This window comes from Clostridium ljungdahlii DSM 13528 (assembly GCF_000143685.1).
Taxonomy (GTDB): Bacteria; Bacillota; Clostridia; order Clostridiales; family Clostridiaceae; genus Clostridium_B; species Clostridium_B ljungdahlii.
The window spans coordinates 4,398,881-4,412,280 of record NC_014328.1 but is presented as its reverse complement, the minus strand read 5'-3'; the positions used below and the strand labels follow the sequence as shown (position 1 = coordinate 4,412,280).

Here is a 13,400-nt window from a genome sequence, read left to right as displayed (position 1 = left end):
GAGGGATTACAGTGAAAAATTCAGTTGGAAGAGAAATTCCTGATTACATAGAAGGTTATGGCAAGGTAAAGCCTTTTGAAGGTGCCTTTGCAAACTATGGATTAAGAGAAAAGGCAGGAGTAAAAATAAAAAGTGTAAAACCTGGAGAAGATAAGGTATTAAATAGTATAGATGAAGTACTTGATAAGATAGAATTAAAGGATGGGATGACTGTGTCATTTCACCACCATTTGAGAAATGGAGATTTTGTACTTAACAATGTAATATATGCACTTGCCAAAAGAGGAATAAAGGATATAACTGTAGCAGCAAGTAGTATATTTCCAATACATGAACCGCTGGTAGAGCATATGAAAAATGGAGTAGTTACCCAGATTATAGCGGATTATATATCAGGGCCAGTAGCAGAAGCAATATCAAAAGGGTATTCAAAGAAACCTTCAATCATGATGACTCATGGTGGAAGACCAAGGGCAATTGAAAGTGGTGATCTTCATATAGATGTGGCATTTATTGGTGCACCTACAGCAGATACCTATGGAAATATAAATGGAGTATATGGAAAATCTGCTTGTGGATCTCTCGGATATGCAATAGCAGATGCCCAGTATGCAGATACAGTTGTAGCAGTTACAGATAACTTAGTACCTTATCCTGCATGTCCAATAGAAATAAGTCAGGAATATGTAGATTATGTAGTAAAAATGGATTCCATAGGGAACCCTGAAGGAATAGTATCAGGAACTACCAGGATAACAAAAGATCCTGTAGGACTTAAAATAGCAAAGATGGCTTCAAAGGTAATAGAAGCATCAGGACTTGTAAAAGAAGGAATGTCTTTTCAGACAGGAGCAGGAGGAACTTCTCTTGCAGTAGCTATGGAATTGAAAGATATAATGAAGAAAAAAGAAGTTACAGGCAGTTTTGCAGCAGGAGGAATAACAGGATATATAGTTGATATGCTTCAAGAAGGACTGTTTAGAAACATTTTTGATGTACAGTGTTTTGACTTAAAAGCAGTGGAATCTTATAGAGACAATCCAAAACACCAGACAATGTCAGGTTCTATGTATGGAAACCCACATAACAGAGGCTCAGTAGTAAATAATCTAGATGTGATGATACTAGGAGCTACAGAAATAGATACAGATTTTAATGTAAATGTAACAACAGGATCAGATGGTATGATAATGGGTGGTTCAGGTGGACACAGCGATACTGCAGCAGGAGCAAAGCTTGCCATAGTTGTTACAAATCTTATAAAAGGTAGACTACCAATAATAAAGGACAAGGTAACTACAGTAACCACACCAGGAGAAAGTATAGATGTAGTTGTAACAGATAGAGGAATAGCAGTAAATCCAAAAAGAGAAGATTTAATAGAAAAATTAAAGAAAGCTAATTTGCCAGTTATGACTATAGAAGAATTAAAGGAAACAGCTGAGAAGATGACAGGAAAACCAGAGGCTATAAAAACTTCTGATGAAATAGTAGCAGTAGTTGAGTATAGAGATGGAACTGTAATTGATGTAGTTAGAAAAGTTATATCTTAATTTTACAAAAAGATGGGAAGGAAGGATGAAGTTATGTACGATTTATCCCTTGAAAGTATAGATTTGAGTTCGGAGCAGGAAAAAGATGAGGTAATTTGTTTTTTACAAAAGTTTGATTTAACACTGGACGAAGATGTAGACTACACTGTAGTACTTAGAGACAATAATAGAAGCATAAAGGCAACTTGTTCTAAGGCAGGCAACATATTCAAATGTTTTGCAGTGTCAGAAGACATGAGAGGGGAAAATTTAACTTCATCACTTATATCCCATTTAATTGACAAGAGTTTTAATGAAGGAATATTTCATAATTTTATATTTACAAAACCAGATAGAATCAATGTGTTTACTTCTTTGAACTTTAAACTTTTATATAGAGCAGAAAAAGCTGCCCTTTTAGAGTATGGTATATATAATATAGATAAATTTTTAGATAGTATAAGTGAAAAATATTCTATAGACAATAATATAGAAAGTACTGCTTTAGTGATGAATTGCAATCCTTTTACAAAAGGACACAGGTATTTGGTAGAAGAAGCTGCAAAAAACTGTAATCAAGTTTTATTGTTTTTGGTGGAGGAGGATAGATCTGACTTCCCATTTTCTGATAGATATACTATGGTGAAAACAGGAACACAAGATTTAAAAAATGTTAAAGTAATTCCAGCAGGAGAATACATTATATCTCAAGCTACATTCCCCAATTATTTCATAAAAAAAACAGATGAAAGATTACAGGCTTATGAAGAAATAGACAGCGGCATATTTGGGAAGTATATTTGTAAGAGGTTTAATATAAAAAAAAGATTTGTAGGAAAGGAACCTTATTGTGATGTTACTAGCACTTATAATGAAACCTTGAAAAAAATTATGCCTATCTATAATGTAGAGGTTGTAGAAATTGAAAGAGAAAAGTATAATGAAGAATATATAAGTGCTTCCAAGGTAAGGAAGCTTTTATGTGCAGGTAGAATGGATGTAATAGAGAAAATTGTTCCACAATCTACCTGGCAATTTTTAAATTCTGATAGAGGAAGAGACATTGTAAAGAATAAACTTCATAAGGCTTTTTAGGGGGAGAAATAGATGGCTTTTAAAAATAGAAAAAGAATGGGCTCCAGATTATTCGGGAAATTTTCTTTAAAGACTAAAGTGATAATATTTTGTGTTCTTTGTATATTTTCCATAGCACTTATAGGAAAAGACATCTATATGAATAAAAAAAATGAAAACGTTATACAAAAATCTAATAATAATGTAGAAAAAAATTCAGTTATAAAACCTGCAGATGGAAAAAAGGATGAAGAGAAAAAATATGATGAAGCACAAAAGCTTTTTAGCAATAAAAAGTACTCTGATGCTATTGCTAAAGCGGATGAAATTATAAATGAGGATAAGGAATTTTATAAAGCTTATAATATAAAGGGTATAGCATTATGTTACAGTAATAACTATGAAGAAGGTATGAAAAATATAGATAAAGCACTTGAAATTAACCCTAATTTTGGATATGCCAGGTTCAATAAAGCTCTGGCTTATGAACTTTATGCCAAATACGATGATGCACTTAATTGGTATGATAAAGATTTGGAGATAGAAAATTATATTTGGAGTTATTATGGAAAGGCTAGCATATATGGAAGACGTGGAGATGTTGAAAATACAGTTAAATTTTTAAAAATAGCCGTAAATATGTCACCAGATATTAAATCTATTGCTAGAGAAGAGAAAGATTTTGATCCTGTAAAAGATTCAAGTCAATTTCAGGATTTAATTAAATAGATACTATTTATGCATAACTTAGACAGTTATTTTCTAAATTGTAATATTTTATATTAAAATGATTAATTTACAGTACATATATTTAAAAATTTTTGAATATGAGATATAATTATGTAAAAAATAAATATTTATAGCAACATTTATATATAACTTTGTATAAATATACGATTTTAGGAGGAAAATAAATGAAAAAAGGTATATCGGCTTCTAAAGGTTATGCAATAGGAAAAGTAGTTGTAAAAATGAAAACTGAAATAAGTATAGAAAAAAGGCATATAGATGATGTGATACAGGAAAAAGAAAGGTTTCAAAAAGCCCTTGAATTATCAAAAAGTCAATTGGAGAAAATTAAGGCAAAAGCTGAAAAAGAAGTAGGTAAAGATAAGGCAGAAGTATTTGAAAGTCATATTATGCTTTTAGATGATGTAGAATTTGCAGGTGCAGTAACAGTAAAGATAGTAAATGATCATGTGAATGCAGAAAGTGCACTTTATGATATAGTAGATTTATATATGAAAACCTTTCAGGCTATGGAAGACGAGTATATGAGAGAACGTGGAGCAGATATAAAGGATGTAGGTAGTAGAATACTTGCAAACCTTACAGGAAATAACTCTTCCATAATTGACATGGAAAATAATACGGTAGTTGTAGCTCATGACTTAACTCCTTCAGATACAGCACAGCTGGATAAGAGTAAAGTAATAGCCTTTGTTACAGACATTGGAGGAAGAACTTCTCACAGTGCAATTATGGCTAGAACCCTTGAAATACCAGCAGTAGTTGGCCTAAACGATATAACAGATTCAGTTAAAGATGGAGACCTTATTATAGTAGATGGAGTAGAAGGTGAAGTTATAATAAACCCGGATAAAAATACTTTAAATACTTATAAGATAAAAAAAGAAAATTATAATAAAGAAAGAGAGAAACTTAAAGCTTTAATAGATGTAGAAACATTTACAAAGTATGGAAACAGAGTAGAGGTTTTTGGAAACATAGGTAAGCCAGAAGATGTAGATCAGGTTCTAAAAAATGGGGGAGAGGGTATAGGACTTTTTAGAACCGAATTTTTATATATGGATAGGGATAGTATGCCTGGAGAAGAGGAACAATTTAATGCTTATAAAACTGTAGTGGAGAAAATGGGTAAAAGACCTGTAATTATAAGAACATTAGATATAGGAGGAGATAAAAAGCTTTCCTATTTACCTGTACCGGAGGAAATGAATCCTTTCTTAGGGTATAGGGCTATAAGGCTTTGTTTGGATAGAACGGATATATTTAAAGTCCAGCTAAGAGCTCTTTTGAGAGCATCTGTTTTCGGAAATTTAAGAATAATGTTTCCAATGATAAGTTCTTTGGAAGAATTTTTAAAGGCCAAGGAAATATTGAAAGAGTGTATGGATGAACTTACTAAAGAGGGAAAGAGTTTTAATAAAGATTTACAAACAGGAATAATGGTAGAAATACCTGCAGCCGCAGTAAATTCAGATGAACTTGCAAAGTATGTGGACTTTTTCAGTATTGGAACTAATGATTTAATACAATATACTTTAGCAGCAGATAGGATGAATGAAAAAGTAGCTTATATTTACAATCCAATGCATCCAGCAGTTTTGAAACTTATAAAGATGACCATAGAAGCTGCACATAAACAGGGAAAAATATGTGGAATGTGTGGAGAAATGGCTGGAGATGAAAATGCTGTTGAAACTTTAGTAGAATATGGATTAGATGAATTCTCTATGAGTGCTTCCTCTATATTAAAGGCAAAAGAACTTATAATGAAAAAGTAACATTAAAAACTACTGGTAGAATAGCATACCAGTAGTTTTTAGCATAGAATTATTATGGTATAATTTAATTAAATATTAAGTTAGTATGATAAAAAATAGGCTAACGTACTGATTGATTATTAATTTGAAAATGCCTAAGACTGCATAGCCCCAAAAATAACAATATAATTTTATACAAGGAGGAATATATTATACATGAAAAATAATAGATTGAGTTTTATAATGTGTTCATTATTAGTTATTTTTACTTTAGGACTTACAGCCTGTTTTGGCAGCAAAGGCAATTCTACTTCCACTCAAAGCAGCGGTAGTACTAATAGTAAAAAAATAGACTCAAGCAATGCAAATAATAATAAAGAAACTCAAAAGCCAAAGGAGAAAATGAAAACTTCTTCTACTGCTGTTAAAAGTTCAAGTGAAATAAAATTTATAAAGCAAGAAATGAATAATAATTCTACAGTTAGTTTTAACACTACCTGGAAAAGTAACAAAAATGGAACTTATAATGCCTGTATAGAAGGAAAAGGCAGTGAAGCATTAGAAGAGGGTACAGGGAAAATAATCATAAAAGGTTCTCAGAAAGTTTATAGCTTTCAAATTGAAAACAACACTAAATTATCTCCGAAATACTTGGAATGGGCTGATGATAAAAATTTATTGGTGGTTATAGGATATTCAAATGGATCCATTTCAAAAGGTGGAGATCTTTATATGCTAAATGTAGATACAGGGGATAATGAAATATTAATAAAGATGCCAAGTAAAAAACAACAGATAGTGTCTGCAGAGAAAAATGGAGATATTGTAAATTTAAAAGTCAATGTATATGATGATGATGTGTATAATAAATGTCATGTAGAAAATTGGACTATAAATTCTTTTAGCACAAATTTAAATAATAAGATGGAAGTTAAAAATTCTAATGGGAAAGTGGTATATACGATAAATGGATAAGTCTCAGAAAATATACAATAAAGCTCTAAAAAAATATAATGATGGGTATATAGATAAAGCAATAGAACTTTGTGAAGAAAGTATATCTTTAAATATAAAAAATAGGGCATCTATTAATCTTAAGGGACTTTTATTTTATCTTAAGGGTGATTTAGATAAAGCTCAAAAACTTTGGAAGATGAACCATCAAGTTAATGGAGATGGGGTTTCAGAAAAATATCTCGGTTCTTTAAAGGAAGATGATGTTCGATTCAGTTTGTATGTAAAGGCTTTAAGGTTAATTAGAGAATTAAAAATAAATGAAGCACTTAAGTTACTGGAACAATGTGCTGAAAGCGATTTTAATTATATTAAAGTAAATAATTACAGTGCCCTTTGTTATATAAAAAAGGGAGAGTATAAAAGTGCATTGGAAAAATTAAATAATGTATTAAGAGTTGATGTAAACAATGATGAAGCTAAAAAGACCATGAAGATGCTTGAAGATTTAAATGTAGTAAAGAAAAAGTTCCCACTTAAAAAGGTAGCTTGCATTTCAGCAGGTGTAATATGTTCGGTAGTTTTAATTGTATTAATTTTTAATGGTATTAAAAATAAAAGTTTGCTTAATAAAAATTTTGCAAAGATAAAAACTTCTACTATTAAAAATAGTGGACAAAAGGCTTCAGGTGTAAGTAATAAGGCTAAACCGAAAGTCGAAACCACTAAAGAAGTTTTCCCACAGGAAAAGTTTAAAGGTTATATACAAAATAAAGATTATGATTCTATATATATAGAGGTTAAAAAGTGGAAAGATAAACAATTAAGTACTGATGAAGGAGCACTTCTTTCAGAAGGTTCAAATCTCTTAAAGCAAGACGGATCTGCCTATTTTTATAAGTTAGGAACCAATTATTTAAATAGTAAAGATTATAATAATGCCAAAGCTTATCTGACAAAAGCTTATGAGTTTGGAAGTGAAAATTATCTTTATGCGGACATAATATATATGCTTGCCACAACCTTAGATTCCTCAGGAGATACAAAAAATGCTATAAATTATTATATCCAATATGATAAAGGCTTCTCTGATGGAGATTATGAAGAAACTGTACTGTACAGACTTGCCGTTATATATAAAGATACGGATAAGTCACAAGCAAAAAAATATGCTCAAAGCTTGGTAGATAAATATCCTAATTCAATTTACAATAATTCTATAATAAGTAATTTGATAAATGACTAAAATTTTTATTTTTCATTAAATTTATAGACTAAAAACGTTGACCTAGTAGATAATATATTATAAAATATAATTAAAGATAATACCCCTACGGGGTATAAGGAGGGCAAATAATGGTAGAGGAAATAAAAGATCAAGATTTTTCACAATCAATTGAAAATGCACCTACTCCTGTAGTTGTAGATTTCTGGGCTTCATGGTGTGGACCATGTAAAATGCTTTCTCCTATAATAGAAGAAGTTTCAGATGAGTTGGGGGAAAAGGCAAAATTCTTTAAGTTAAATGTAGATGAGAATCCTGTTACAGCAGCACAATTTAAAATTGCAAGTATTCCAACTGTAATGGTATTTAAAAACGGAAATATGGTAGATAAATTTGTTGGATTCAGACCAAAGGATGCAATAAAAGATGCTTTGAAAAAACATATATAGTTTAAATTATATTTATTTGTTAAAATGACAAATTGACAATTTAGTTGATTTGTCATTTTAACTATGAAATTAGAAAATAAAAATTGGAGGTGGTAGCATGGACACTAGATATGATATTGCTATAGTAGGCAGTGGCCCTGCGGGACTGTCAGCAGCAATTAATGCAAAAATAAGAAATAAAAATATAATTGTTTTTGGAAGCAGCGAGCTCAGTGGCAAATTAATAAAAGCACCTAAAATAGATAATTACCTAGGGCTTCCTGGTATAACAGGAATACAGTTAAAAGATAGATTTCAGCAGCATGTGGCAAACATGGGGATAAATATAACTTATGAAAGAATAAATACTATATATGCTATGGGACAGTATTTTGGTGTTGCTGTAAATGAAAAAATGTATGAAGCAAGTGCAGTTATATTGGCAACTGGCATTGAATATACAAAAGCATTAAAGGGGGAAGAAGAATTCCTAGGGAGAGGAGTCGGATATTGTGCTACCTGTGATGCGCCTCTTTATAGAGGAAAGGTTGTTACTATAATAGGGTATAATAAAGAAGCTGAAGCAGAAGCCAATTATGTAAATGAACTGTCTAAAAAAACATACTATATACCAATGTATAAAGAAAGCTTAAATTTAAGTGAAAATATAGAAGTAGTAAGAGATAAGGTCGTAGAGATATCTGGAGGAAATAAAGTAGAAAAGGTAATTTTGAAAAGTAAGGAAATAGTTACAGATGGAGTGTTTGTTTTAAAAGATAGCATAGCACCAGATAAATTGGTACCGGGACTTATTATGGAAAATGGACATATAAAAGTAGATATGGATATGAAGACTAATATTGAAGGTTGTTTTGCAGCAGGAGATTGTGTGGGGAGACCTTATCAGTATATGAAAGCCGCAGGACAGGGACAGGTAGCAGCACTAAATGCTGTCTTTTACATTGATAAAAATTAATTAAAAAATCCCCCTCATCTTAAAAAAAGATGAGGGGGATTTTTTTAATTAGCTACAAAAAATACATGATGCCCTATAGTTCTCATATTTCTTTTATCTATGTTTTTCATCCATTGAGATGTGGCTATTTGGGGATTATAAAAGAAAATAGATTTACCTGAAGGATCTATACCTTTTAGAGCCTGAGAAACTGCACTATAACTGCTTTCATTTGGAGATACATTTATAGTACCATTTTTGACACAGGAAAAAGCACCCCTCTGTTTTATAACACCTTCTACTGTCTTTGGAAACTCAGGGTATTTTAATCTGTTTAGTATTACGGAAGCTACTGCTACCTGCCCTTCAAATGGTTCTGAATTGCTTTCAGCATAAACAACTTTAGCCATTAAATCAACATCATTTTGAGTTATATATATCTTTTGATCAGAGTAATTAAACACTTGCACGACTTCTTCTTGACCATTAAATAAATTGGAACTGGTACTGTCTAAATTCTTTGCAGTTACTTTAGAAAAAGGAATAAGTAACAGTAAAGAAAACAGTATTAAACAAAAAATTTTTTTCAATCTAATCCTCTCCTTATTACCGACGGGGTTAGCTGACGGGTTCGGTAAAGGCATAACCTACGTAAATACGATTCACCCCAATGTTACTGGTTTCCCCGCGTTTTTAGTAAAACTTAGGCTAATGATATTGTACCCATATAAAAAAATAAAATACGATAAAAATGTATTTTATTAAAATTTTATAAAATAATTTATTACGTGATATAAACAATATCAAATAGTGTATAATTTAAATATATATTTATTGACAGGTGGTGAGATGGGTGGAATTATTGCAAATGACAGCTAATTCAATAAGAAATATAAGTATATCCTCCGTTATGGATATACTAGTAGTATCATATATACTCTATAAAGGATACATGCTTATAAAAGAAACTAGAGCTGAACAGCTTTTAAAGGGAATTATTCTTATAATATTTCTTATACCAATAAGCAGCTTTTTTAATTTAACTATGCTCAATTGGATACTTACCAAGACTTTGACCATAGGCGTCCTTTCTATTGTTATTATATTTCAACCGGAAATTCGTCGGGCACTGGAGCAGTTAGGAAGAACCGCTTTTAATGATAAGCATATTTTAGAAGACGAAGAGACTATGGAAAAGGTTATAACAGAAATTACAAATTCAGTAGGCAATTTATCTGAAAGCAAAACAGGGGCACTTATTGTAATAGAACAAGTTACTGGACTCGGAGATATAATAAATACCGGTACTAAGATAGATGCTTTGGTATCATCTGCTCTTCTAGAAAACATATTTGTAGTAAATACTCCACTGCATGATGGGGCAACTGTAATAAGAAATAATAGAATAGTTTCAGCAGGATGTTTTTTGCCGCTTACTAGTAATAACGATTTAAACAAAAAGTTAGGCACAAGACATAGGGCTGCAATTGGTATATCAGAGAATTCCGATGCACTTATCATAGTGGTTTCAGAAGAGACTGGTACTATTTCTCTTGCCATGAATGGAAAAATTACAAGGAATTATACAAAGGATAGGTTGAAAAAAGTTCTTATAAATATAATGAAAAATAGATTTCAGAAAAAGAGTACATGGAGAGAGAGGGTGATTGGGTGGAAAGAAAAAATAAAAGGAACCAAATCCTAGTAAAAATATGCTGTGTAATAGCGTCATTTATTCTATGGCTGTACATATTCAACGTAGAAGATCCTATGAGGGAAAGAAAGATTGTGGTACCTGTTACTATAGTGAATAAAGATGCACTTGCTCAATCGAAACTTGTACAAATAGATAATCAATCCGCTAGTATATCTCTTTTAATAAAGGGCAATGCTTCCAATGTATATTCAGTAAAACCATCAGATTTTAAATTACAATCAGATTTAAATGCTTATGTTATGAAAAAAGGGGAAAATAATATACCTGTAGAAGTAAAGAAAAGCCCTGATAACATAAGTATATTAAATAATGAAAATTTGTGGATAAAGGTACAACTTGATGAATTAAAACAGAAAAGTGTGCCTGTAAGAATAGGAGTAGTAGGTAAACCAAAAGAAGGATACTATGCATTAGATCCTGTCTTAAATACAGATAAAGTGGAAATAAGCGGAGCAGCAGATGCGGTAAATAGTGTAAAGTATGCTGCAGCCACATGTGATGTAAAATATGCTGGAAGTGATGTAAATACATCTGTTAAACTTCAGGCTCAGGACTCATTTGGAAATGTGGTAAAGGATGTTACAATAAGTCCCTCTCCTATTAAAGTTACTGTACCAATAGGAAAAGTAAAGACTGTACCTATAAACGTAAAAATTCAAGGAAATACAGGAAATGGATCAGTTCCTAATTCAATAGTAAGTAATCCAGATAAAGTAGATGTATCTGGGGATGAAAATGTAATAAAGGGTATAAGTAGTTTAGATACAGAGCCAGTTGATTTAAGTAAAATTGGTAGTTCAAGTAGTATAGAAGTTAAGTTAGTAGTACCTAAAGGGGTAAAATTAGTTAATAACGCAGGAACGGTAGAATTGAGGGTAAATATAAATAATGAGGCTGCGGCTTCTTCCGATAAAAGTGGCCAAAAGACAATGAATCTTAATATACAGGTTAGAAATTTAAATGCCGGGTATACGGCTAGCTTAGGCAGTAACAGTGTATCTGCAGTATTTAATGGACCTACTAATAATATAAATAGTCTAAATGGAAATAATATAAGTTGTTTTGTGGATGCAAGTTCTTTATCAGAAGGCACTCATACGGTAAATGTAGTTGTATCTATGCCTCAGGGAGTGTCTTTAGTATCACAAGACCCACAAAAAATTAGCATAGAAATTAAGAAAAAAACGTCGGAGGGACAAAATGGCAATTAGAATAAATAATTTAAGCATAAACATAGATGAAAGTATAGATGAATTAAAAAATAAAGCTGCAAAAAAGCTTAAAATAAGTGAGAAGGATATTAAGAGGTTTAAAATACTTCGAGAATCTCTGGATGCCAGAAGGAAAAACAATATAAGGTTTAACTACTCTGTTGAATTAACCTGTGATGGAGAAAGAAAAATTGTATCAAAAATTAGAGATGGGAATATAAAGATAGAAGAAGAGGTAGTAGAAGAAAAATTAGTTTTAGGTACAAAAAAAATGAAATACCGACCTATAGTTGTTGGCATGGGACCTGCAGGTATGTTTGCAGGTCTCTTGCTGGCGGAAAATGGTTATAGGCCAATCATAATAGAACGGGGACAAAAAGTTGAAGATAGAACAAAAACTGTAGATGAATTCTGGAAAAGTGGAAAGTTAAATTTAGAATCCAATATACAGTTTGGAGAAGGTGGAGCAGGGACATTTTCAGATGGAAAATTAACTACCAGGATAAAAGATGAGAGATGCCAATTTATATTGAAAGTTTTTGCAAAGTATGGAGCTCCAGAAGAGATTATTTATAATGGAAAGCCCCATTTGGGAACGGATAATTTGAAAATAATCGTAAAGAATATAAGAAATAGAATACTTGAACTGGGCGGAGATATACTATTTGATAGTAAGTTGGATAATTTAATAATAGAGCATAAAAAATTAAAGGCAGTATTAGTAAATGGAAATGAGATAGGCTGTGACAATTTAATATTAGCTATAGGACATAGTGCAAGAGATACCTATGAAATGATATTAAAAAAAGATGTTGTGGTAGAACCTAAGGCATTTGCTATAGGAGTTAGAGTAGAACATTCCCAGCATATGATAAATGTAAATCAATATGGGAAATTTGCAGACCATCCTAAATTAAAAACTGCAGATTATAGGCTAGCTTATAATAGTAAAGAGGGAAGAGGAGTCTACAGTTTTTGCATGTGCCCCGGAGGGGAAGTAATTGCGGCAGCTTCAGAGGAAAATAGGCTTGTAACAAATGGAATGAGTTACTATAAAAGAGATTTTGAAAATGCAAATTCTGCAGTAGTTGTAACTGTAGGAGAAAAGGATTTTGAAGGAAATTCCCCTTTAAAAGGAATGGAATTTCAGAGGCATTATGAGAACCTGGCCTATAAGTTAGGAGGAGGCAATTATGCTGCTCCAGTACAGTTAATTAAAGATTTTTTAAATGATACAGTTTCAAATAAAGTTGGAGAAGTAAAACCTACTTACAAACCTGGATATGAATTTAGAGATCTTAGAAAGTGTTTGCCATCCGCTGTTTCATCTGCATTAAAAGAAGGATTTATTGATTTCGAAAAAAAGATAAAAGGGTTTTCTAAAGGGGATGGTGTAATGACAGCCATTGAAAGTAGAACCTCATCTCCAATAAGAATGATGAGAAACAGCAACTTTGAGAGTGTATCTTTAGAAGGGTTATATCCTTGTGGAGAAGGTGCAGGTTTTGCAGGAGGTATAATATCAGCGGCAGTAGATGGATTAAAAACTGCAGAGAGTATAATACAAAAATACAGTCCACTTTTATAAATATAATTAACTCAACTTTTGCATATATACTTGACTTAATATGAAAACTTTGCAAAATAATTTTTCAGAGGACAATTGACAGAGGACAGAGGACAATGAAGGTGAGTTTTCCTCCCTACGTCAGAAAACTAATTTATTTTTAAGCTTGTTTTGCTAAAGCAAAACATCGCTAAAAATTGCGTTGTGGAAAAATTTTTAATGTAATATAA

At 31.5% G+C, this 13,400-nt stretch carries 12 protein-coding genes and 1 riboswitch; of the genes, 11 read left to right on the top strand and 1 reads right to left on the bottom strand.

Annotation, left to right across the window (positions count from 1 at the left end):
• The first annotated feature begins 11 nt into the window (after positions 1-11).
• From citF to CLJU_RS19940, 8 genes are all read left to right on the top strand, one after another.
• Positions 12-1,553, top strand: a complete 1,542-nt coding sequence (citF, locus tag CLJU_RS19975) for a citrate lyase subunit alpha (protein ID WP_013240645.1) — start codon at positions 12-14, stop codon at positions 1,551-1,553.
• 33 nt (positions 1,554-1,586) lie between these two features.
• Positions 1,587-2,627 (top strand): [citrate (pro-3S)-lyase] ligase, encoded by a 1,041-nt coding sequence (gene citC / locus CLJU_RS19970; protein WP_013240644.1) that lies wholly within the window; start codon positions 1,587-1,589, stop codon positions 2,625-2,627.
• Positions 2,628-2,639: 12 nt separating this feature from the next.
• Positions 2,640-3,335 (top strand): tetratricopeptide repeat protein, encoded by a 696-nt coding sequence (locus tag CLJU_RS19965; RefSeq protein ID WP_013240643.1) that lies wholly within the window; start codon positions 2,640-2,642, stop codon positions 3,333-3,335.
• A gap of 185 nt (positions 3,336-3,520) precedes the next feature.
• A complete protein-coding gene (gene ptsP / locus CLJU_RS19960; protein ID WP_013240642.1) occupies positions 3,521-5,134 on the top strand; it encodes a phosphoenolpyruvate--protein phosphotransferase in 1,614 nt (537 codons plus the stop codon).
• Between the two features lie 195 nt (positions 5,135-5,329).
• Entirely contained in the window at positions 5,330-6,088 is a 759-nt protein-coding gene (locus tag CLJU_RS19955) for a DUF4652 domain-containing protein (protein ID WP_013240641.1), read from the top strand.
• The gene (locus CLJU_RS19950; RefSeq protein ID WP_013240640.1) at positions 6,081-7,313 is read left to right on the top strand and encodes a tetratricopeptide repeat protein; all 1,233 of its coding nucleotides are present in this window, start codon (positions 6,081-6,083) and stop codon (positions 7,311-7,313) included. The genes CLJU_RS19955 and CLJU_RS19950 overlap by 8 nt, the downstream gene beginning before the upstream one ends.
• Positions 7,314-7,423: 110 nt before the next feature.
• Positions 7,424-7,741: a thioredoxin gene (trxA, locus tag CLJU_RS19945; protein WP_013240639.1), complete on the top strand. Its 318-nt coding sequence runs from the start codon at positions 7,424-7,426 to the stop codon at positions 7,739-7,741.
• A gap of 97 nt (positions 7,742-7,838) precedes the next feature.
• On the top strand, positions 7,839-8,696 hold the full coding sequence (locus CLJU_RS19940) for an NAD(P)/FAD-dependent oxidoreductase (RefSeq protein ID WP_013240638.1): 858 nt from the start codon (positions 7,839-7,841) through the stop codon (positions 8,694-8,696).
• Between the two features lie 44 nt (positions 8,697-8,740).
• Here CLJU_RS19940 and CLJU_RS19935 read toward each other — a convergent pair whose 3' ends face one another.
• A complete protein-coding gene (locus CLJU_RS19935) occupies positions 8,741-9,265 on the bottom strand; it encodes a cell wall hydrolase (RefSeq protein ID WP_013240637.1) in 525 nt (174 codons plus the stop codon).
• Positions 9,266-9,267: 2 nt separating this feature from the next.
• A riboswitch (cyclic di-AMP (ydaO/yuaA leader) is annotated at positions 9,268-9,395 on the bottom strand.
• Positions 9,396-9,528: 133 nt separating this feature from the next.
• Here CLJU_RS19935 and cdaA point away from each other — a divergent pair.
• The 3 genes from cdaA to CLJU_RS19920 are packed head-to-tail and all read left to right on the top strand — an operon-like array spanning position 9,529 to position 13,191.
• Entirely contained in the window at positions 9,529-10,380 is an 852-nt protein-coding gene (gene cdaA / locus CLJU_RS19930; RefSeq protein WP_023162482.1) for a diadenylate cyclase CdaA, read from the top strand.
• Entirely contained in the window at positions 10,347-11,603 is a 1,257-nt protein-coding gene (locus tag CLJU_RS19925; RefSeq protein ID WP_013240635.1) for a CdaR family protein, read from the top strand. Before cdaA ends, CLJU_RS19925 begins: the two co-directional genes overlap by 34 nt.
• Complete coding sequence (locus CLJU_RS19920; RefSeq protein WP_013240634.1) at positions 11,593-13,191, top strand: NAD(P)/FAD-dependent oxidoreductase; 1,599 nt, start codon at positions 11,593-11,595, stop codon at positions 13,189-13,191. The genes CLJU_RS19925 and CLJU_RS19920 overlap by 11 nt, the downstream gene beginning before the upstream one ends.
• Positions 13,192-13,400: the final 209 nt, after the last annotated feature.

Excerpts from the sequence above, each read along its gene's own strand:
- CLJU_RS19940 (WP_013240638.1), top strand. The coding sequence starts at position 7,839 with ATGGACACTAGATATGATATTGCTATAGTAGGCAGTGGCCCTGCGGGA.
- trxA (WP_013240639.1), top strand. The coding sequence starts at position 7,424 with ATGGTAGAGGAAATAAAAGATCAAGATTTTTCACAATCAATTGAAAAT.
- CLJU_RS19920 (WP_013240634.1), top strand. The coding sequence starts at position 11,593 with ATGGCAATTAGAATAAATAATTTAAGCATAAACATAGATGAAAGTATA.
- CLJU_RS19965 (WP_013240643.1), top strand. The coding sequence starts at position 2,640 with ATGGCTTTTAAAAATAGAAAAAGAATGGGCTCCAGATTATTCGGGAAA.
- CLJU_RS19950 (WP_013240640.1), top strand. The coding sequence starts at position 6,081 with ATGGATAAGTCTCAGAAAATATACAATAAAGCTCTAAAAAAATATAAT.
- CLJU_RS19955 (WP_013240641.1), top strand. The coding sequence starts at position 5,330 with ATGAAAAATAATAGATTGAGTTTTATAATGTGTTCATTATTAGTTATT.
- ptsP (WP_013240642.1), top strand. The coding sequence starts at position 3,521 with ATGAAAAAAGGTATATCGGCTTCTAAAGGTTATGCAATAGGAAAAGTA.
- citC (WP_013240644.1), top strand. The coding sequence starts at position 1,587 with ATGTACGATTTATCCCTTGAAAGTATAGATTTGAGTTCGGAGCAGGAA.